Origin of the sequence: Desulfovibrio mangrovi (assembly GCF_026230175.1) — a bacterium.
GTDB lineage: Bacteria > Desulfobacterota > Desulfovibrionia > Desulfovibrionales > Desulfovibrionaceae > Halodesulfovibrio > Halodesulfovibrio mangrovi.
Genome location: NZ_CP104208.1, coordinates 814,247 through 833,759, shown reverse-complemented (window position 1 = coordinate 833,759; position 19,513 = coordinate 814,247). Strand labels below are relative to the sequence as shown.

Sequence of the window (19,513 nt, the reverse complement as noted above, 5' to 3'; positions counted from 1 at the left end):
GGCGCCCCTTGCTTGTATTCTCAGTCCAGATACCCCGTCAGCAGATCTATCATCTTTTCGATAGGCTCATCAGGGTTCTCGCAGTTCTGTATGGCATCCAGATGGCAGCGGACCATATACCGCTTCATGACCTGCTTGCTGGCAGCATGCAGCGCCGAACGGGCAGCGCGCACCTGCATGAGAATGTCACCGCATTCCTCGCCGTTTTCGATCATTCGCTGAATGCCCCGAATCTGCCCTTCAATCCGGCGCATACGAGCGAGAACATTTTTTCTGAGCCGTTCCTGTTCCCTATCCATCCGGTCCATGATAGTTCCGGTATCAGCAGAGGAGTCAAAGCCCTGTCCCACTCCCGCAGCCAAGACGGTCTCCCCCGCTTCCGCGGCCAGAGACTGCCCGGCGGCACATGGGGGACAATGCGGTACGCCTGCCGCTTCTTCCGGCTCTGTCTCTTCATGCTTTGCCACCCCGGAATGGCGTTGATCCACACGCCTTCTGGTCACTTTTGCAAGAGGTATTGATGAACGACTCCATGTTTTCCGATGAGACATCACGCTTGTTCCTCCTGTGTACCATCGAACTCGCAACCGCCGTGTTCAGGGGCATGTCTACAAACGACTGCCTGACCCTGTGTGAAGACGGCCTCGCGGACCTGCACCCCTTGTACAAGGCAGACAAGGGTGCTCTTGCAGACCTGTGTGAAGGCATAGCCTCTTTGGAACAACTCTGTGACAGCCACTCAGATGACCGCACAGCATTCTGCGAACGTTGCGCCACGGAATACGTCCGGCTGTTCGTCTCCAACCATGATGGCATTCCGGCACCGCTCTATGCCTCCTGTTACGAAGAACAGAGACAGGTTATGGCGGCTCCGGCCATAAGCATGCACGAACGTCTTGCCGAAGCGGGACTTGAACCTGCAGGCGGAAGCAACGAACCTCCGGATCACATCTCAATCCAGCTGGAATATCTCTACTTTCTCCTTTCCACAGGGTGGCGCGACGACGATAAGATCGCACGCGACCATGCAACGGAATTTGTCAGAAACGAGATGCTTCCGTGGACGCAGGAACTCGCCTGCCGACTGTCCAGACACGACGGCAGCGGCTTCTTCTCAGGCACTGCGACTATACTGACAGCCCTGCTCAGACATATCGCCGCCTAATCCTTCATCGTTCTTCCGAAGCGCTTGCGCAGCATTGCCATGAACTCCCTTCTCTCCTGAAGGGAGTTACGGGCCATAGCCTGCAGCACCACTCCTTCCGGCATGCGCTCAAGCAGACACACTGCGGGTGGCACTCCCAGCCCCATGCTTTCAAGTATGCCTCCGCTTCTGTCGACGAACAGAGGAAAGCCAGTCTTCTGCTCTCTGCGAAACGCCGCCACTCTCCGCGCCTCGTCATGCACCGCGATCCCGATAAAACGAATCGACTCTGATGCGTTTTCAGCCTTGTCTGTACCCACCAGTTCAAGCTCCGCACGCAAGGCGTCCATCTCGCTGATATCCCTGAGGCATTCGGCACAAAGACAATTAAAAAACTGGACGAGAATGAATCTGGAAGCAATGGCGGAATAAGTCATATGTGTAGCGCCATCAGGCAGCCCCAGATACCGGCGATCCGCATCGCCGCCGAGAACGGCAAGACGTACATCCTGAATATGAGATCCTTCTGCGAGAGAGTGGGCGGTCTTTCTTACGACCTCGGGATGCACCTCAAGCCATCCCATGTAGCCTTGCGGGTACCTGAAAATTTGAGTGAATCCTGCGCGCGCCAACTGGCGTGCCGCTACCGCGCTGCGCGTTCACCTGAAACTGCGACAATAAACGGCGATACGGCGCGTACGGTCTCCATGTGCAAGGGCAGCCACCGCAGCCACCGCAGAGGCCACAAGCTGCTCGTCACCCGCAGTATCTGTCGGCGGGAATTCCACATTCCGCGCAGAGACAACATGGCCTGCCCTGAACTCATAGTCAGGCCGCACATCCAGAACAAGCACATCAGCACCGGCTGACGCCACATCGCCCTCCAGCAGGTAGTAGCCCTCGCTTTCGGCTTCTGCCTGCATATCAGCCCACCACACCGGCCGTTGAATCTGTTCTGCCCATACAGAAGACAAGGTCACGACCAGCAGCAGGACAAAAGAGAAAACAAATGGGAAGAGATAGCGCCGCAACGCCATTCTCAGACGCCATGTACCTTCATCTCTTCGGGATACGGTGTGAGCTGAATCCGCCATGGGCGTTCCCTTCTGCAACATGCATCAAGCAAGGAACAGAAAAGGGCCGGAGGCATACTCCGGCCCTTGGCCACTGCTACTTGTGAGTTTTGATTTCGAAAGTGCCGTCTGCGTTATACGTGGTTTCGGCTTCAAGATAGAACACGTCCTTGATCTCGGGACGCATGTCGCGAACCATGTAATAAGCCTCACCGCTACGGGCACCGGAGGCGCAGACAAACACGATGGGCTTGTCGGCGGACAGGGAGGCAATGTTCTTTTCAAGGGCATCCACGGGAATGTTCACGGCATTCTTCATATGTCCCTGAGCAAACTCGGCGGCATCACGCACATCCACCAGCAGGATGGCTGCAGGATTCTCCTTCATGGTCTTTTCAAACCAGGGGATGTCTACGGAGCCTTCCTGAGCACCGGCCTTGACTGCCACAGCGGCGGCCGCACCAAACTGCTCTTTCCAGCCGGGGTAGCCGGCTTCGGCGATCATGATCTTGGAGTAGCCGAGCAGCTTGGCCTTGGCGGCAGACTTGTGGCTCAGAGGGCAGGCATAACCGCCGCAGAAGAAGATCAGGGGAACGTCCTTGCCTGCGGGCAGCATGACAAGCTTGTCCATGAACTTGGAATCAGGAAGGGAAATGGCGGACGGAATGGAACCTTCAAGGAACTTCTTGGTGGGACGGGAGTCTACCAGCATGTAATTGTCGCCGCTGTTCATCATGGTGGCGATCATTTCCACGCTGATGGCGGGGGCATTTCCGGCCTTCTTCCAGCCGGGCATGCCTTCGGCAAATACTTTAACGTTCTTGTAGCCCAGAGCCTCAGCCTTCTTTGCGGACTTGTGGCTGAGGGGACAATGCAGGCCGCCGCAGTAGAAAATGAGCAGCGCATTCTTGTTTTCGGGAAGCTGCGATGCCATCTTCTCGAACTGGGAATCAGGAATGCTGACGGCGGTAGGAATATAGCCTTCGCCGAACTTGTTGGCCGGACGGGAGTCGATGATCATCACGTCTGCCGGTTTGGGAATCTTCACGTACTGCTGCACGAAAGCGGTATCCACAATGGTGTGGAACTGCATTTCTGCCGGAATAGGCGTTTCCGCTGCAAACACGCCGGCAGGAATGAGCATCAGCATCATCGCCAGCAAAGAAAGAACGTAAGCCATACGATTCTTGGCAATGGCAACCTCTGCCCCATACCGTCTTGCGGTCATCTTCATAAACACTCCTCTGCCCTTACGGGCCATGATCATTACCCACACTGCGCCCTATCGCGCGAATTCCCTGACTATTTTCCATCTGCAGTCCGAGCGTTCTCACGCTCGTACCACAGTTGGTGATGATGCTTTGCATAGTCTTCCGGCACGGAGCCGGTGAACATGGAACGGAAACCCGGCTTTTCCTCGGGTGATATGGCTGCCATATAGATGTGCACAAGCAGTCCGGCAAAAACGACACCCACGGCGAGGTAATGCAGGGTCACCGCCCAGCTCACCGTCACGGTGGCGTCCGCCGTGAAATACACATCCGAAAGGAGCATGATCAGGCCGGTAACGGCAATCACCATACCGCCAAGTACCGAAACCTGTCCGAACCCCTTCTGTCCCATGTTATAATAGCCCTGAGGGGGCAGATGCGCAGGTTGCCCCATGGCACGCAGAGCCTTTTCGCCCAGCGTCATGAGCATCATTTTGCGGAACATCCAGGGCATGTCCCTATCAGGGCTGACGGAGAAGACCTCTCGAAGGAAGTAGACCGCCCCGCGGAGATTAACCAGCAGATAGCCCACAAATCCGAAGATCCATGCAACACCGATGATCTCATGCACCAGCAGCAGATTGCCGCCACCGCCCACCATGGCCCGCAAGGCTTCGGGAAATGTGTCACCAAAGGGGTTGAGGGCCGGATTGCGGATGAGCCCCACTCCGGTCACAAGTAACAGGAGCCAGCAAGCGGCGTTAAACCAATGGATGAAGATATCCGAACGGTCATGTCGTTTGTACATGCGCATATCGCCCTCCTATTCCTTGTCCTGATCCGTCTTGTGCGAATCATCGCCGGAAAGCAGCTGGCGGCCCAGCATGGCAAGCACGCCAATACCGGACAGACCGACCAGCGTTTTCACAACGGGGTCCACCACGCCTGTCATGGTCGCCATAGAAACGGGCATGACCGCCTCACGCGTCCAATCCACGGGAGCGGTCGAACCGACATAGTACATATGGGGAGCCGTGTTGCTCTTCTGGTTCACCACCTGCACCACATGATCCTTGTGTTTATCCAGCAGACGCGCGGCATCGGAAGTTGGGTCCATGATGTCTCCGAAGGTCCGCGCCTTGGTCGGGCAGGTATCCACACATGCCGGTGGCAACCCTGCGGCACGGCGTTCCGGGCAATAATTGCACTTGTCTGCCGTGCGCTTCTGCGGGTTACGGAACCGGGCGCCATACGGACAGGCCGGGATGCAGTTGCCGCAGCCGATGCAAAGCGTCTCATCGATAACGACAATGCCGTCCGCGTCCTTGAACGTAGCGCCGGTCGGGCAGGCATCCACACAGGTTGGTGCTTCGCAATGCATACAGGCAGCGGGTTGGAAGTGGGTCTTCGGCTTGGCTGCGGCAAAATCAGGCTCCGAAGCCCTGATCCAGTTCCGGGAAAAGCCCTCCGGCGTCTTGTTGGCAACCTTGCAGGCAACCACACAAGCCTTGCAGTCTATGCACTTGGAGGAATCAATCACCATGGCGTATTGGGCTTTTCTCATGACGCCACCTTCCGGGTTACGGTCACAAACGTTTCATGCAGGGCGGCATTGCCGGAAATGGCATCCACCTTGTCCACCAGCAACGCAGAAATGCTCGCCCCCACTCCATGAACCCGGCTAAGCCCCGGAGAAATGGCGCCGAATCCCGTGAGCATGTACACGGTATCGGACCGGATGCCCTTGGTAAGGGCCACCTTGAGTTCGCCCCTGCCTGCGGAGGACGCAACTTCCACGCGGTCGCCATCGGCAATCCCAAGGGCCTGAGCTGCATCAGGATGCATGGAAAGCGTGTTTTCCGGCACCAGTTCGTTGAGCAGCGCATTGTTCTGCGTCGAGCCGTGGGTGAAGTAGGCATTGCGCCCCACCACCAGACGGAACTGATTACGGGGCATTTTTGCCGGTGGAGTATACACCGGCATAGGGTCGAGTCCCATATCGGCATAGCGCTGGTTGAAGAGCTCTATCTTCTGACTGAGCGTCTTGTGCGCCTTGCCCTCATACAACCCGTACACCTTGGAAGGATTGTAATAGACGCCATCACGCTGCAGCACCTCCATGGCATCCGGCAGGTCCGCAAACTGCTTCTTGCGGTATTCCTCAATGGTGAAATCGAAATACTCACCGAGATCAAGTCGGCCTGCGATGTCCTTGAGGATGTCGAAGACGGGACGGGACTCGTAAAGCGCCTCAACCACCGGATCACGTACCACCACACAGGCACAGGCGCTTGAGCCCTGAAGTCCGGACGCAGGATCAAGACGTTCGAGATAGCTTGGAGCCGGAAGCACCAGATCCGCCATATGGGCCGTATCGGTCATGGCGATATCCACTACCACTGAAAAATCCATCTGTTCGGCCATAGCCATGGTTTTGGCCCTGTTGGGAGCGGTAGCCATAGGGTTGGTCTTATACACGAACCAGCCCTTGACGGGATAAGGCTCACCCTTGAGCACGGCATCGCGCGTCAGCACAAAGGAACCCTCGTGATCGAACATCATGGGAACGATACCGGCATCCACGCGGTCAGAGGGGTTATCGTCGTACCACGGCGGATCGAAGGGAACGCCTTTCAAACCCACGGCGCGGGCTGCAAGCAGGCCGCCGGGTCTGTCCCAGTTGCCGAGCAGCGCATTGGCTATGGCAAAGCTGCGACGTATCTGCGTGGAATCCTCGTAATCCGATGTCCGCCGACCGGGATAGATCATTGACTGCGGAGCAGCTGCAGCCATCTCGCGGGCAACACGAACGATATCCTCAGCCGGAATACCGCATTCTGCCGCTGCCCACGCAGGCGTGTATTGGCGCACGTGTTCAGAAAGCTGCTCAACACCGAAGGTCCTCTCGGCTATCCACTGTGCATCATAAAGGTTCTCGGAAGTTATGACGTGCATAACCGCCAGCATGAAAGCCATGTCCGTCCCCGGGCGAATGGGATACCACTCGTCCGCCAGCGCCGCAGTCTTGGTGTAGCGCGGGTCCAGCACCACCAGCTTGCAGCCTTTCTCGCGCATGGCCGTCATCAGGTCCATGGAGTCAGGCGTCACCAACGCCTCAAAGCGGTTGGCACCTGCCATGAGAATGTACTTGGAGTTGATGACGTCCGGAAAGGGAACCTCGCCGAAGGTATCAAGAAAAGCGCGATTGCCGGAAATGAGGCACAGGGACTCATGCGAAGTAATGTTGAACGAACCGAACACTTCCGCAAAGCGGGAAACGAAGCCAGACTGCATGTCGGAACCGGCACTGAAGAGATACCCGCACGGAGTATACTTTTTGCGCACTTCCTGCATTTTCTCAGCTGTCATGGCGAGCGCTTCATCCCATGGAATGCGCTTCCATTTGCCTTCACCGCGTTTTCCGGCACGAAGCAGCGGATACTTGAGGCGATCGGGATCATAAAGCTGAGCTACACCGGCATTACCTCTGGCACACAACATACCGCGAGATTTTGAAAACTTCGGGTTCGGGTCCAGCTTGACCACCCGACCGTTTTCGACCCGTGCAATAAGCCCGCACTTGTTGAAACACATATCACAGGCGGAGAAGCAAGACTTCCATGCCGGTGCGGCTGTAGCTGCCTGAGCCTTGGGAGCCAACCCTCCCAGCACGCTGCCGCCGGAAAGACTGGCTGCAGCCGCAAGACCTGTGGCCTTGAAAAAATTCCTTCGGGAAAGCTTCAGTTCTTTTCTCTCTGACATACAACGCTCCCTGCGGTACAGAATCGATCCGACAACCGGCCAAGGGGCAAGTCGCCAACCTTGCATTGCTCGAACATGTCATACGGGGACGCCTGCACCGCTGCCGACGCCCCGCGCAATACTAACTGCACTTTGCCGGGGACGGAGAATCCTTCGCAAAGTCATGCAGGTAGGTAAAAATGTCATTTACATCGCTCTCGGGCATGGCAGGCCATTTTGCATTGCAGGGAATCTTGGAAGTATCGCTGAAAATAGCCTTCCATTCCTTCTGGGTCTTGGTGGCGGGAGAAAGATCGGAAGCAGAAACGCCGTGGCAACTGCGGCAATGCTTACGATACAGAAACTTGCCCTTTCGAGCATTCCCCCCCTCGGCAAAGGCCATGCCGAAGGCTGCGGCAATGAACAGACCGGTCACAAAGGCGATCACTATCTTACGTTGCATATTTCCTCCAGATATAAAGAAAAAGTATCAGCACCATCTGCAAGCAGACCAAAGCCTGACAACCAGACTCGGCTCACAACCTATAAATACCTATAGGGGGTATGGGTGTCAACACGCCACATCGCAATTGTCGGCCTCATTAGGCTAATTTTATATTTATCCTGCAGGAATGATTATATTGATCGGGCATTATATTTTTTACCCATACGGGGTATACTAACATCAACACATACCATCATCCCCACATTTCCGCCCCACCCTTTGAATATGATCAACCTTGCCTGAAGCCAAACCGCGGTCAGGGGCAGAAGACTTCCCTATCAAGTAAAAGTGTCGTATTAAGAGATAGGGAAAATAGTATATATCTCGATCCAGCCAGCGGCCTCCTTGTTACGAGAATGAGTCATGACAAAGCATCGACCGACGACCAGAGCATTCATCAACCTCACCCTTCTTCTGGTGACGACCATTGTGCTGCTCGTTTTCGGCTTTACCGATTACCTTCGTGAAAAGAATAGCTATTACGCTGAGTTGAACCGTGTCATAGAACAGACAACGGAAGAGCTGGCAGCAAGTCTTGCCCTGCCCATATGGAATTTTCAGGACGATCAAGCCATCAAGATAATAGAAAATGCTTTTCTCAATAAAGATATCTCCGCCGTTCTGGTTCACGACGCCCTGTCAGACAGGGTTGTCGCCGGCCGCATGCGCATTGAAGGTAACGCCATTGCTGCTACTGACAGCATTGCTGGCGTTGCTGACCAGATAATTGCAGAGCGACCGATAGTTCTTGCCGACAGAGTGATCGGCAAGATCACTCTTCAGGGAACCACCAGGAATATTCAGACGCTTGCGCAGAAAGCCCTTCAACGCATAGCCCTTACAATCGCAACACTGAATATTGTACTGTATATACTGCTTAACATCGTGCTCAAGCGCCACATAGACGCCCCCCTCAAACTTATTGAGAACTTTGCTCGGGAAATCAGTATGCAAGGGTCTCTGACCACAACACGACCGAGAGACGCCTTTCTTCTTGAAATGAACAGCCTGAGGGATTCCATTGTCGTGATGGTCGAAAGGCTGCAACAGCAATATGACGCTCTTGCCGAATCACAAAGAAAACTGCGCAGTACGGAAACCCGCTACAGGGATCTTTACGAAAACGCCCTTGCAGGCATCTTCCGCATGTCATCTTCGGGACAGATCCTGACCGCCAATGCCGCTTTTGCAAACATTCTGGGCTACAACGCACCGGAAGAAGCCGTGCGCAACGTTACCAGCCTGAAGAATCAGGTTTTCAAGGATGGTACGGTATATGACCTGCTGATGGCACGGCTGGACGAAACCGAACAAGTTTCAAACTACATTATCTCATTCAAAAAAACAGATGGCGAAGAACGGGTTGGAGCTCTCGGCCTGCGTACCATACGTGAAACAGACGATCAGCAGGAATACATAGATGGCATCCTTCATGACATGACAGAACGCTTCTTTGCTGAGCGCAAAGTTCGTGAAGCACATGCCTTTATTCAGGAGATACTGGATTCGATGCCTTCCGTCGTGATCGGAGTAGATAACCAGACAACAATCACCCACTGCAATAAAAAGGCACAGAATGAAACCGGCCTTGACGCCAGACGACTGCTCGGAATGAAACTGGCAGACGCCTTGCCGCGCATGATTCCGCATGAGCCTGCCATAATCTCTGCCCTGCAGGAACGTAAAACCGTTTTGCTCACCAACCAGCCTCACGAAACAGATGGAGCCACCCGACTTGAATCCATTCTTGCATTCCCGGTTTACAGCGGCGAACTGCAAGGTGCGGTCATTCGCATTGACGATGTGACCGACCAGGCAAAGATGGAAGAACTCATCCTTCAGACTGAAAAAATGATGTCCGTAGGCGGGCTGGCCGCAGGTATGGCCCATGAAATCAACAATCCGCTGGCTGGAATTCTGCTCGGAGTTCAGAACATTATCCGGCGTTTCTCCCCGGACATGCAGAGCAACAGAAAGCTTGCCACTGAAACCGGATGTGACCTCGACTGCGTCAGCAGGTACCTTGATGCCCGGGGAATACGCCCCCTGCTGTACGGCATACGGGACTCCGGAGAACGTGCTGCGAAAATCGTCAGCAACATGCTGAGCTTTGCACGACAAAGCCAAAGTCACCATATGGTAACACGGCTTGATGACTTGATGGACAAGTGCATAGACCTCGCATCAACCGATTATGACCTGAAGAAGAAGTACGACTTCAAACAGATAAGAATCATCAGGGAATACTCTCCCGAAACACCCGAGATTCTCTGCTCCCCCCAAGAGCTCGAACAGGTCATGCTCAATCTGCTGAAGAACGCGGCATATGCCCTCAACTCCGCCTTCGAGCAGAAAGCCCCCCCGCAGATCATTGTCCGCCTTCGAAAAGAGGACGACTGGGCAGTCATTGAAGTGGAGGATAACGGCCCCGGCATCAGCGATACCCACAAGCGCCAGATATTCGAACCGTTCTTCACCACCAAGCAACCGGGTGATGGTACGGGGCTCGGGCTTTCTGTTTCGTACTTCATCATCACAAGAAACCATAATGGCAAGATCTGGCTCGACACCGAGTTCCGCTCAGGAGCGAGATTTTGCATACAATTGCCCAGCGCCGCCAGTTCTGCCACCCCACCGGCACAATAGTCCCCCCACTTCAGACACGGCAGCCTTATGGCGCAAACACCACCCTGCGCACTTCTCCCACGTTGTTTCCAAAGAGAAAGGGCCACATGCCGATGAATCAATGCGGCACTGGCCCCGAAAAGACTATCGCTAAAGAATCCGTCCTATCGCTGACTGTAAATCACCTCCATACGCTGTTGCACACTTTTGAGCAGTGCAGGCAGATTCTGATTCTGACGCAGGAAGGCGGCAAATAAGCCCAATCCCACTTCCGCCGCCGCTGGCGGGACTGCCAGATCATAATTATACCGCCACGCTTCTGAGTGTTGCACCACATCGACAAGACGACGTTTAAGCGGCGAGTAGAATTCGTGCGGCACCTTGCTGCTGGGGGCAAGGGCGCCGGATCCGACGCTCATCACTTCCTGCGATTTAACTCCGGCAAAAAAGGCAATGACTTCGTTCAGACCATGCGGGTGTCCTGTGTCCTTTGTCATAACCAGCACGTCTATAGGCCCCAGAGAAACCGTAGGCACTTCAGACGAAACAAGAGGGAACTCAAAAAAATCATAATCCTCAAGCTGCTTCCAGCCTTGCTGCTCCTCATAGTACCCAATGATCCAGGTTCCCATAAGAGTCATGGCGGCCTTCCCCTGCCGCACCTCATCGGCAGCTCCGGACCAATCTTTGAGAGCCGTTGTCTTCGCAATATATCCATTGGAGATCAGAGTCTGCCAAAGAGCAAACACCCGCTTCACTTCAGGATCAAGATAAGAAGCATGCCCCAGCATAAGCCTGTCCCGATAGGCCGGCCCTGCCGTGCGAAGCAGAAGATAATCAAACCAGAACTGTGCCGGCCAACGTTCGCGGTTTCCGAGGGCGATGGGAACGACTCCTGCGGCCTTCAATTCTTTACAGACAACCAGAAAATCATCCCATGTTCTCGGAGGCAACAGCCCCAAACGTTCAAACAACATTTTGTCATAGAAAAAACCGACGAGATGTTGGGTAACGGGAAGGGCATATTTTTTCCCATTGTAAATGCATCCGTCTGCAATAGCCTTCGGAAAGACCTCGTCAAGACGGGCGGCCTGCCACGCTTCATCAATGGGAGCCAGATAGCCGGAATCGACCATGGCCTGCGTTCTTGCACCGGCCCAATAGCTGAAAAACTGAGGGCGCTGACCGGATGCCAGCAGCCCCTTTATACCAGACTTGAATGACTCATGATCCATCCCCTCCGCCACAATGGGAGAGGCTGGGGAGTTCGCATTATATTCAGCAACCATATCATCTATGCCGCCTGACAGAGAACCTGTCCAGTAATGCAATAATTTCAGAGGGTGATCTGCTTGCACAGAGTTCGCTGCAAACAACGTAACCAGTAAACAGGCCGTAAAGACACAAACCTGCACTGCAAGCCATTTCATGCGTTGTCTGTTATCGGTCGTTTTGGGTGCCATAGTCCCACCATCCATTCCGGCTGGTTATAATGCTGAGGCACGCGGATGCACCAGGCAGCAGCCCCTCACAGCACAATTAATAAACGTATTTTTTTGTATTAGAATCCTATTGTAATCTAAGCTCACCAGGTATGATATGGCAATCTCGAATGCATTTAATCATTATGTTTGAGTGCGCGATGAATAGCTTGTTATCATTTTCACATACTTTTTTTAGATTGCATTCATATGATAAGGAGAATGGGTTATTGGCACCGGGATATCCGACAGTACGGAAAATCCCCCACAGGCATCCATAATCAACAATACTTCTTCAATAATTACGGATAGTTTTCCGATATTTTTACACAATCAAGACAACAACCGTATTTCAATAGCGTGTAATCCGGTCATTCAGACGTAGGAGGAAGCATGGCAACTGATAAATCCGTATACAGTGTTTGCGGCATGTGCAGCGTGCGTTGCCCCATTTTAGTGGAAAAACGTGATGGCGAGGCTGCATGGATACAGGGTAATCCCCACTCTGCTCTCAAGGGGGGGCTCTGTGCACGCGGAGCGGCAGGTATAGCCCTTGAAAAAGATCCCGAACGCCCCGCCACCCCGCTGATCCGAGTGGGTGCCAGAGGCGAAGGCAAGTGGCGTGAAGCCAGCTGGGATGAAGCGCTTGATTACGTTGCAGACAAGCTCAAAGCAATCACTGCGGAACACGGCAACCGTAGCGTTCTCTGGTCTGACCGAGGCGGCCCCTTTGTGGATCTGCATCAGGCATTCATGCGTGGCATCGGCTCACCCAACTACTGCAACCACGACGCCTCCTGCGCCAGAAATGTGCAGCATGCCGCCCAGTCCGTTCTCGGCATGGGCCGCAAGATGGTTTCGTACGACTTCCGTAACGCCAAACACATCATCCTGCAGACCCGCAATATTCTTGAAGCCATCAACGTGGCCGAATGTAACGCCGTGATGGACGCACTGGGCAAGGGATGCAAGCTCTCCGTCATTGATATCCGGGCAAATGTCAGCGCCAGCAAGGCAGACAACTTCTTCATGGTTCGCCCCGGTACGGATTACGCGTTCAACCTTGCCGTGATCAATGAACTGGTCACCAAGAAACTGTATCAGGCTGCGTACGTAGAAAAGTATGTCGGCGGTATGGAAGAGCTGACCGCCTTCATCGCCCCCTACACGGCTGCGTGGGCGGCTGAAGAAACCGGCATTCCCGCAGAACGCATCGTGGCATTTGCGCAGGAGCTTGCAGAAGCCGCTCCCAACGTCATCTGGCATCCCGGCTGGATGGTTGCCCGCTACAACGATTCTTTCAATGTCTGCCGCACGGCATACATCATCAACGCCCTGCTCGGTTCCGTGGGCGTCAAGGGCGGCCTGCCCCTTGTGAACACTCCCAAGGACGTAGGCAAGAAGGGACTCACCAAACTGGTTGACCTCTTCCCCAAGCCCGAAGAAAAGCGCGCCGATGGCGTCGGCTGGAAGCACCCCCAGTTCGATGGCGGCCCGGGTTTGGTAAACCTTGCCTATGATGCCATTGCCACCGGCGATCCGTATCCCATCAAGGCATATCTCTGCTTCCGCCATGACCCGCTCATGGCCATGCCGGACCCCGAGGCGCAGAAGAAGAAATGGGAAAACCTTGATCTGCTCGTCAGCATCACCTTCAGCTGGTCTGATACGGCGTGGCATTCTGACGTAGTGCTGCCCATGTCCACATACCTTTCCCGCGAAAGCATCCTTGCGTCCAAGTCCGGCCCAAAGCCGCAGTTCTTTGTGCGCCATCGCGCCATGCAGCCCACCCTGAACACCAAGGCTGACTGGGAAATCCTCTGCGGCCTTGCAGCGCGACTGGCTGGCAGTCACCCCGGCATGGAAAGACTGGCCTTCAAGTCCATTGAAGAAATCTGGGATTACCAGTTGCAGAATACCGGCCTGACCATGCAGGACTTCGCGGCAAAGGGTTTTGTGGAACTGGTGGAAGCCCCCGTGGTGCGTGAGGTGGAAAGCTTCCCCACTCCTTCCGGCAAGCTGGAGATGGACAGCGGCAAGTGGGGCAAGGCTGGCATTGATACCTTGAAGCCCTACGTATCACCTGCCAAACCCCAGCAAGGCATGTTCCGCATCGCTTTCGGCCGTGTGGGGGTTCACACGCAGGGCCACACCGTGAACAACCCGCTGCTGCACGAACAGATGCCTGAAAACGTGGCGTGGATTAACACTTCCCGTGCCGAGGAGCTGGGTATAGCAGACGGCGATCTCGTTGAAGTGCTCTCTGGCGGAAAACCCGCCGGCACCATGCGGGCATTTGTGACCGAGTGCATCCATCCCGAGGCTCTTTTCATGGTTCACGGTTTCGGCCACAAGCTGCCAGTTGAGTCCCGCGCCATTGGCAAGGGCGTTGCGGATCAGGAGCTCATGGCTGGAGGACTGGAAGTATGGGACCGCTCCGGCGGTGGCCTTTCCCTTCAGGAACACTTTGTAGCCATCCGCAAGGCATAGCAGCTTTCAGGAGAACATCATGAGCAATTACAGACTGAAACTGGATAAAAACCGCTGCATACACTGCAAGGCCTGCGAAGTGCATTGCAAGTCCAAGAACAATACCCCCATAGGTATCAAGCTGGGCGTACACACCTCATCCCTGCCCGTCATGAAGGATGGCAAGCCGTTCATGAAGGCGTCCTACCAGTGTTGCTACCACTGCGAAGACCCTGCCTGCGTGGACGTCTGCCCCACCGAAGCCATGAAACGGCGCGAATCCGACGGCATCGTCTATGTCATCCAGGACGAGTGCATCGGCTGCGAAGCCTGCATTGAGGCGTGCCCATGGCACATCCCCACCTTCAACAAGGAGACGAACACGGTCCTCAAATGCGACTTCTGCATGGATCGCGTGGATGCGGGGCTCAAGCCGGCATGCGTAACTGCCTGTACCACGCATGCCCTCTCCTTCACCGAAAAGTAACATTCGTCAGACTTAAGCTTCTCAAGCCCCTGAGCCCGCAGCTCAGGGGCTATTTTCATGAATGAAATATATAATCCCGAACACTCCTTGATACTGTATAGTATTTAGACTTTACAATTTTACTAATCATCTTTAGGCAGGCTCAAAAATATGAAGCGAGCAAAACAATGAGTATCAAAATTAAATTATACCTTATAGGTATTGTAGCCCTGACCGGCTTGGGTATCATTTTCGGCATTAACCTGTTCGGATCGCAGAAAATCAATGCCGCCTTCGATACAGCCCACATGATCCAACTGTCGGAAGTGCACCTGCTGCAAGCACGCAGAAACGAAAAGGACTTTCTTGCCCGAAAGGATCTTGGATACAAAGCAAAGCTCGAAACCGTTGTTAAACAATGTATTCAAGACCTTAATACCGTTGCCAAGGACGAACCCGGCCTTGCAAAAGAGCTTGATCACGTTATTTCCCTTATTGAGCAATACAGAGACCAGTTCACAACGCTTTCCGATTATGTCGTCGAGCTTGGCCTTACGGAAGACAAAGGGTTGAGCGGCACTCTCCGCGAAGCCATCCACAAAGCCGAAGGCATCATAACAGCACAGCAGGATACTGAACTTCTCTCGCTCATGCTCACCCTGCGCAGACATGAAAAGGACTTCATGCTGCGTGGTGACACCAAGTACATTGAACGTTTCACGCGCAGCCATGCCCAGATGCTGGACACGCTCAACGCGTCCGAAACATACTCTGAACAGACCAAAGCCGATATTCGTACCAATCTTGATACTTATCTGACAGCGTTCAACGCTTACGCAGAAACGGCTAATAACGTAGCGGCAAGTATTGAAGGCTTGCGGGAAACGGTTCGAAAAGTTGAACCGGAACTCGAACAACTCGTTGAAACAGTTCTGCTTCTCCTCGACAAACGAAGCCATGATATTGCCAGAATCACCACGGTTGTAGAGCTTGCCACAGGCCTTGTCCTCGCCTTGCTCATCTTCTGGGTCATCCGCTCCATTGTCAGCAATGTCAGTTCGTTGCAACAAGCCTCCCGCATGGTTGCAGAAGGACACTATGACGCCTGTTCGAAGATTTCCTTCACCGGCGAACTGGAATCCTTGCGGCAGGACATTGTCGACATGGTTGGAGAGCTGAAAAACAATATGGAGCGCGCGGCACAAAAAGAACAGGACGCTCTTGAAGAATCCCGCAAAGCCAACATTGCCACGGAAGAAGCACACAGGGAAAAGGAGCACGCCTCCACTCTGCTTGAAACCATGAAGGACGTTGCCTCTCAGGCCGCTTCCATCGCCCTGGAATTGACATCCGCATCTGACGAGCTTTCATCACAGGCAAGAATCATCAACGACGGTTCAGAAATACAGAAACGCCAGACCGAAGAAGTTGCTACAGCCATGGAACAGATGAATGCCACTGTTCTGGAAGTATCCAACCATGCCTCGCACGCTGCAGGCGGTGCTGAAGAAGCGCTGAAGCATGCTGAATCCGGTGCATCCATTGTTAATGATGTCATAAAGGCCACTACGGAAGCTCACTCGCAGTCCGTGGCCCTGACCACATCCTTGGATGAGCTTGGTGAACGTGCCGAGGCTATCGGCCAGATCATGGGCGTAATCACCGACATAGCAGACCAGACCAACCTGCTTGCCCTGAACGCCGCCATCGAAGCCGCACGCGCGGGCGAAGCAGGCAGAGGCTTTGCCGTGGTTGCAGATGAGGTGCGAAAGCTTGCCGAGAAAACCATGAACGCCACGGGTGAAGTGCGCAGTGCCATTCTGGGTATTCAGGAAGGAACAAAGACCAACATCAAAGCCATGCACGAGGCCTCAGAGGTTGTCCGCAAGAGTACTGAACTGACCAAAACGGCGGGAGACTCCCTCACCTCCATAGTGAGTATCACCAACTCCACAGCAGATCAGATGCGCTCCATTGCCACGGCTGCCGAAGAGCAGTCTGCGGCAAGCGAACAGATCACCCGTTCGACGGAAGAGATCAGCAATATCGCCATGAAGACAAGCGACAACACGGTCCGGGCTTCGGAAGCAATCCACCGCCTCAACGAGTTGATACAAAGCCTCAACCATCTGATACAACGCCTCAACGCATTTTAGCATCACCACAAAACAGCCCCGGATCAGAAATGAACCGGGGCTGCTTCAATTTGTAACAGTGAATTTTACAAAGATGATCGCTGTCTACAATTGCATTTTATGCCATAAGCAATATAGTCCTTCTATCCACCGGCCAGCAGTTTGCCGGATCAATCAGGAGAACCAACATGGATTTTAAATCACAGCAGCTTCCCTTCGGTAACGCAGGTCTTATCACGGCTGCACTAGCTCTTGCCGCAAGCATTGTCATTGCCAGCATTGTCCTCGGCGATGCCATGGGAGAATTCAAGGCATATGATCGCTACGTTTCCGTAAAAGGCCTTGCCGAACGCGAGTATCCCGCCGACAGCGTCATATGGCCCATAAGCTTCACCGTAACGGGCAACGATCTGCCTGCACTGCAGAAACGCATTGAGGAGTCTGAACAGTCCATTCGCGAATTCCTCGCAACGCAAAGCCTCGGCGATTCGCAGACAACGCGCTCCACGCCCCGCATAACCGACCACTACGCATATGGCGGCAACCCCGACCAGCGTCCGCCTCACCGGTATTCCGCAGAAGCAGTGCTGACCATCCGCAGCAACAAGATCCAGGCCGTCAAGGAAGCCATGACGGCAACCGGTGCCCTGCTGGCAAAAGGGGTGATGCTTGTCTATTCCTACGACTATCAGCCCAAGTTCGACTTCACACGCCTTAATGAGGTCAAGCCGGAGATGATAGCCGCTGCAACCAAGAATGCCCGAGAAGCCGCTAACCAGTTTGCCGCCGATTCCGGCAACCGGGTCGGCTCCATACGGCAGGCACGGCAGGGCGTGTTCTCCATTGAGCAACGCGACCCGTATTCACCCGAAATCAAGGTACTGCGAGTCGTAACCAGCGTCGACTTCTTCCTCGAACAATAAGATCTTTCCTCATACGGATGAGCATGAAAAAACCGCTTCGTTTCCCAGAGAGACGAAGCGGTTTTCCGTTTCCTAAAGCGGCAGCATCTTGATAATCTGATCACCGATACGGGCAATGGTCTCCGGGGGATCACCGTTCTTGAATTTGATTTCAATATCCGCCAGTGCTGCCTGATTCTTGGCGTTCATATCCATTACAGGTGCGCCCCTGTGCAGATCCGGCTTCAAGGATGCGTTTGGCATCTCAATCTCGGGATGATCCTTTCCCCCCACAAAAGAACGAACCATGCTCCGAAAATCAAAACCTTTCTTACTCTCTTTAGCCTCTTCAAAACCAGTCAGATTCGCCTTAAAATTGATCTTCACTTCATCAATCACCAATGAAGACGGCGGGGTAAGCACAATCAAGGGCACCTCGACACTCCGGTAGGCCACATTGCCGCCGGAAAGATACGGTAATTGCACCGTGGTCACTTTCGGTTTGCCCTTATCCAGATCGTCATAGGTGGCATTCTCATCATCGTAGTTGAAGTACCGCTTCAGCATACGCATATGCTGCTGTTCCGAAATCTCCTGCGCCTTCACAACGGAGTTGTGCATGGCCCGCAACATATCATCAAGCTTGATCGCCATCGAATACCTCACTTGCCGGTTCGTCAATCAAAGGACGCATAAATCCAATATGATACATGGTGGACTGCATGACAACCTGATGCTCACCAACGGCAAACACACCGAAGTTCACATCTTTACCGATAATCCTGCCTTTGGGGTAGCCGTTGAGAAATTCATTAAGCACCACAAGCTGTTGCTCTTTTTCCTGTTCAGAAGTCTGCACATTGGGATTGGTAGACCCTACCGTGATCTTTCTGACATAGCGCACGTCCGACAGGGCAAAATCGTTCTTCATGGCAACTCCGTTTCAGTGAAGTCCGGCAGAAGACGGCCTCTGCGCTCCTGCCGGACCTATTTACGGATGATGGCTATCCCTGAGTAACAGGAACAGGCACAACGCTTTTGTTCATGATATCAAGAACTCGGGCCAGACCTTCGGAGATACCGCTGTCCAAGGCTGTTACCTGCACATGATACTTGGCGGATTTATCCGTGGAACGGGTGTTCTCCTTATGGGCAGAAACGGAACCGGCAACCTTGACGCTCAGCTTGAAAGGCCCCCAGCCGACAGACCCGCTGCCTTCAAACGAGCCCTGCTTGTCTGTCGATTCCTTGCTGGATTCGCTGCTCCGTACTTCCATATCGAAGGAAATATCCACATTGTTCACCTTCAGACTCGGGATGGGCACAATGGCAAGCAAGGGAGTGGCAATGCAATATTCCACCGGCTTGTTATCTGCCCCCGGGATGCTGTAGCGGAATTCTGCCGTACGAATATCCTTGCCCGGTTTGCCTGTGGAATCATCAATCTGAAAACCGACCGCCTGAATATAGTCGGCGGTAGCCTGCGCCAGACGAAGATTGGCCGTGCACGCTGCAGAAAGGGGCGTACCGATCAGATCTTCCATCGGAAGTCCTCTGAATTCATCACCTAGTGGCATAACGACTCCTAAGGGTTAATGTTAGGCCGCCGCACAGCGGGGCCAGCGGGTGACACAAACAGCGTTATCCGGACATCTACATCCGAATTACTCCGCAGAGTCCCCACTCAACGAAGCGCCTCAGGTACAACACTAAACATATACGCATTTATATATATTATTTTCTCTATGCCGCCAACTAGTT

The 19,513-nt window shown here is 53.9% G+C and carries 18 protein-coding genes; 6 read left to right on the top strand and 12 right to left on the bottom strand.

Annotated features, from left to right (window positions below):
• Window positions 1-20 precede the first annotated feature (20 nt).
• Window positions 21-488 carry a metal-sensitive transcriptional regulator gene (locus N1030_RS17665; RefSeq protein ID WP_338033322.1) on the bottom strand — a complete coding sequence of 156 codons (468 nt, stop codon included), beginning with the start codon at window positions 486-488 and terminating at the stop codon, window positions 21-23.
• 32 nt (window positions 489-520) lie between these two features.
• Between N1030_RS17665 and N1030_RS03780 the strand changes: the two genes are divergently transcribed.
• Window positions 521-1,165, top strand: a complete 645-nt coding sequence (locus N1030_RS03780) for a TorD/DmsD family molecular chaperone (protein ID WP_265827776.1) — start codon at window positions 521-523, stop codon at window positions 1,163-1,165.
• Here N1030_RS03780 and N1030_RS03775 read toward each other — a convergent pair.
• The 7 genes from N1030_RS03775 to N1030_RS03745 form a co-directional block, all read right to left on the bottom strand.
• Window positions 1,162-1,728 (bottom strand): thioredoxin domain-containing protein, encoded by a 567-nt coding sequence (locus tag N1030_RS03775; protein ID WP_265827775.1) that lies wholly within the window; start codon window positions 1,726-1,728, stop codon window positions 1,162-1,164. The two genes, N1030_RS03780 and N1030_RS03775, sit on opposite strands and share 4 nt — an antisense overlap.
• A gap of 75 nt (window positions 1,729-1,803) precedes the next feature.
• Window positions 1,804-2,238: a rhodanese-like domain-containing protein gene (locus N1030_RS03770; RefSeq protein WP_265827773.1), complete on the bottom strand. Its 435-nt coding sequence runs from the start codon at window positions 2,236-2,238 to the stop codon at window positions 1,804-1,806.
• A 76-nt stretch (window positions 2,239-2,314) separates the two neighbouring features.
• Entirely contained in the window at window positions 2,315-3,451 is a 1,137-nt protein-coding gene (locus N1030_RS03765) for a rhodanese-like domain-containing protein (RefSeq protein WP_265827772.1), read from the bottom strand.
• Between the two features lie 68 nt (window positions 3,452-3,519).
• Window positions 3,520-4,242 carry a formate dehydrogenase subunit gamma gene (locus tag N1030_RS03760; protein WP_265827771.1) on the bottom strand — a complete coding sequence of 241 codons (723 nt, stop codon included), beginning with the start codon at window positions 4,240-4,242 and terminating at the stop codon, window positions 3,520-3,522.
• 9 nt (window positions 4,243-4,251) lie between these two features.
• A complete protein-coding gene (locus N1030_RS03755) occupies window positions 4,252-4,992 on the bottom strand; it encodes a 4Fe-4S dicluster domain-containing protein (RefSeq protein ID WP_265827770.1) in 741 nt (246 codons plus the stop codon).
• On the bottom strand, window positions 4,989-7,190 hold the full coding sequence (locus tag N1030_RS03750) for a molybdopterin-containing oxidoreductase family protein (RefSeq protein WP_265827769.1): 2,202 nt from the start codon (window positions 7,188-7,190) through the stop codon (window positions 4,989-4,991). The genes N1030_RS03755 and N1030_RS03750 overlap by 4 nt, the downstream gene beginning before the upstream one ends.
• Before the next feature lie 121 nt (window positions 7,191-7,311).
• Window positions 7,312-7,632 (bottom strand): c-type cytochrome, encoded by a 321-nt coding sequence (locus tag N1030_RS03745; RefSeq protein WP_265827767.1) that lies wholly within the window; start codon window positions 7,630-7,632, stop codon window positions 7,312-7,314.
• 405 nt (window positions 7,633-8,037) lie between these two features.
• Here N1030_RS03745 and N1030_RS03740 point away from each other — a divergent pair, with 405 nt between their 5' ends.
• Window positions 8,038-10,320, top strand: a complete 2,283-nt coding sequence (locus tag N1030_RS03740; protein ID WP_265827766.1) for a PAS domain-containing sensor histidine kinase — start codon at window positions 8,038-8,040, stop codon at window positions 10,318-10,320.
• Between the two features lie 143 nt (window positions 10,321-10,463).
• Here N1030_RS03740 and N1030_RS03735 read toward each other — a convergent pair whose 3' ends face one another.
• Window positions 10,464-11,762: an ABC transporter substrate-binding protein gene (locus tag N1030_RS03735; RefSeq protein WP_265827765.1), complete on the bottom strand. Its 1,299-nt coding sequence runs from the start codon at window positions 11,760-11,762 to the stop codon at window positions 10,464-10,466.
• A 411-nt stretch (window positions 11,763-12,173) separates the two neighbouring features.
• Here N1030_RS03735 and N1030_RS03730 point away from each other — a divergent pair, with 411 nt between their 5' ends.
• The 4 genes from N1030_RS03730 to N1030_RS03715 all read left to right on the top strand — a co-directional run bounded on the left by N1030_RS03730 (window position 12,174) and on the right by N1030_RS03715 (window position 17,773).
• Window positions 12,174-14,270, top strand: a complete 2,097-nt coding sequence (locus N1030_RS03730; RefSeq protein WP_265827764.1) for a molybdopterin-dependent oxidoreductase — start codon at window positions 12,174-12,176, stop codon at window positions 14,268-14,270.
• Window positions 14,271-14,289: 19 nt separating this feature from the next.
• Entirely contained in the window at window positions 14,290-14,736 is a 447-nt protein-coding gene (locus tag N1030_RS03725; RefSeq protein ID WP_265827763.1) for a 4Fe-4S dicluster domain-containing protein, read from the top strand.
• Window positions 14,737-14,903: 167 nt separating this feature from the next.
• The gene (locus tag N1030_RS03720; RefSeq protein ID WP_265827762.1) at window positions 14,904-16,871 is read left to right on the top strand and encodes a methyl-accepting chemotaxis protein; all 1,968 of its coding nucleotides are present in this window, start codon (window positions 14,904-14,906) and stop codon (window positions 16,869-16,871) included.
• A gap of 167 nt (window positions 16,872-17,038) precedes the next feature.
• The gene (locus N1030_RS03715) at window positions 17,039-17,773 is read left to right on the top strand and encodes an SIMPL domain-containing protein (protein WP_265827761.1); all 735 of its coding nucleotides are present in this window, start codon (window positions 17,039-17,041) and stop codon (window positions 17,771-17,773) included.
• Between the two features lie 72 nt (window positions 17,774-17,845).
• Here the strand turns inward: N1030_RS03715 and N1030_RS03710 are convergent, their stop codons facing one another.
• The 3 genes from N1030_RS03710 to N1030_RS03700 form a co-directional block, all read right to left on the bottom strand.
• Complete coding sequence (locus N1030_RS03710; protein ID WP_265827760.1) at window positions 17,846-18,406, bottom strand: DUF2589 domain-containing protein; 561 nt, start codon at window positions 18,404-18,406, stop codon at window positions 17,846-17,848.
• Window positions 18,390-18,683, bottom strand: a complete 294-nt coding sequence (locus N1030_RS03705) for a hypothetical protein (protein WP_265827759.1) — start codon at window positions 18,681-18,683, stop codon at window positions 18,390-18,392. Before N1030_RS03705 ends, N1030_RS03710 begins: the two co-directional genes overlap by 17 nt.
• A 73-nt stretch (window positions 18,684-18,756) precedes the next feature.
• Window positions 18,757-19,296: a DUF2589 domain-containing protein gene (locus N1030_RS03700; RefSeq protein WP_265827757.1), complete on the bottom strand. Its 540-nt coding sequence runs from the start codon at window positions 19,294-19,296 to the stop codon at window positions 18,757-18,759.
• Window positions 19,297-19,513 lie beyond the last annotated feature (217 nt).

What these genes read in the sequence shown, in the direction of transcription:
- N1030_RS03780 (WP_265827776.1), top strand. Translation starts at nt 521, where the DNA reads ATGAACGACTCCATGTTTTCCGATGAGACATCACGCTTGTTCCTCCTG.
- N1030_RS03775 (WP_265827775.1), bottom strand. Translation starts at nt 1,728, where the DNA reads ATGGGATGGCTTGAGGTGCATCCCGAGGTCGTAAGAAAGACCGCCCAC.
- N1030_RS03770 (WP_265827773.1), bottom strand. Translation starts at nt 2,238, where the DNA reads ATGGCGGATTCAGCTCACACCGTATCCCGAAGAGATGAAGGTACATGG.
- N1030_RS03765 (WP_265827772.1), bottom strand. Translation starts at nt 3,451, where the DNA reads ATGAAGATGACCGCAAGACGGTATGGGGCAGAGGTTGCCATTGCCAAG.
- N1030_RS03760 (WP_265827771.1), bottom strand. Translation starts at nt 4,242, where the DNA reads ATGCGCATGTACAAACGACATGACCGTTCGGATATCTTCATCCATTGG.
- N1030_RS03755 (WP_265827770.1), bottom strand. Translation starts at nt 4,992, where the DNA reads ATGAGAAAAGCCCAATACGCCATGGTGATTGATTCCTCCAAGTGCATA.
- N1030_RS03750 (WP_265827769.1), bottom strand. Translation starts at nt 7,190, where the DNA reads ATGTCAGAGAGAAAAGAACTGAAGCTTTCCCGAAGGAATTTTTTCAAG.
- N1030_RS03745 (WP_265827767.1), bottom strand. Translation starts at nt 7,632, where the DNA reads ATGCAACGTAAGATAGTGATCGCCTTTGTGACCGGTCTGTTCATTGCC.
- N1030_RS03740 (WP_265827766.1), top strand. Translation starts at nt 8,038, where the DNA reads ATGACAAAGCATCGACCGACGACCAGAGCATTCATCAACCTCACCCTT.
- N1030_RS03735 (WP_265827765.1), bottom strand. Translation starts at nt 11,762, where the DNA reads ATGGCACCCAAAACGACCGATAACAGACAACGCATGAAATGGCTTGCA.
- N1030_RS03730 (WP_265827764.1), top strand. Translation starts at nt 12,174, where the DNA reads ATGGCAACTGATAAATCCGTATACAGTGTTTGCGGCATGTGCAGCGTG.
- N1030_RS03725 (WP_265827763.1), top strand. Translation starts at nt 14,290, where the DNA reads ATGAGCAATTACAGACTGAAACTGGATAAAAACCGCTGCATACACTGC.
- N1030_RS03720 (WP_265827762.1), top strand. Translation starts at nt 14,904, where the DNA reads ATGAGTATCAAAATTAAATTATACCTTATAGGTATTGTAGCCCTGACC.
- N1030_RS03715 (WP_265827761.1), top strand. Translation starts at nt 17,039, where the DNA reads ATGGATTTTAAATCACAGCAGCTTCCCTTCGGTAACGCAGGTCTTATC.
- N1030_RS03710 (WP_265827760.1), bottom strand. Translation starts at nt 18,406, where the DNA reads ATGGCGATCAAGCTTGATGATATGTTGCGGGCCATGCACAACTCCGTT.
- N1030_RS03705 (WP_265827759.1), bottom strand. Translation starts at nt 18,683, where the DNA reads ATGAAGAACGATTTTGCCCTGTCGGACGTGCGCTATGTCAGAAAGATC.
- N1030_RS03700 (WP_265827757.1), bottom strand. Translation starts at nt 19,296, where the DNA reads ATGGAAGATCTGATCGGTACGCCCCTTTCTGCAGCGTGCACGGCCAAT.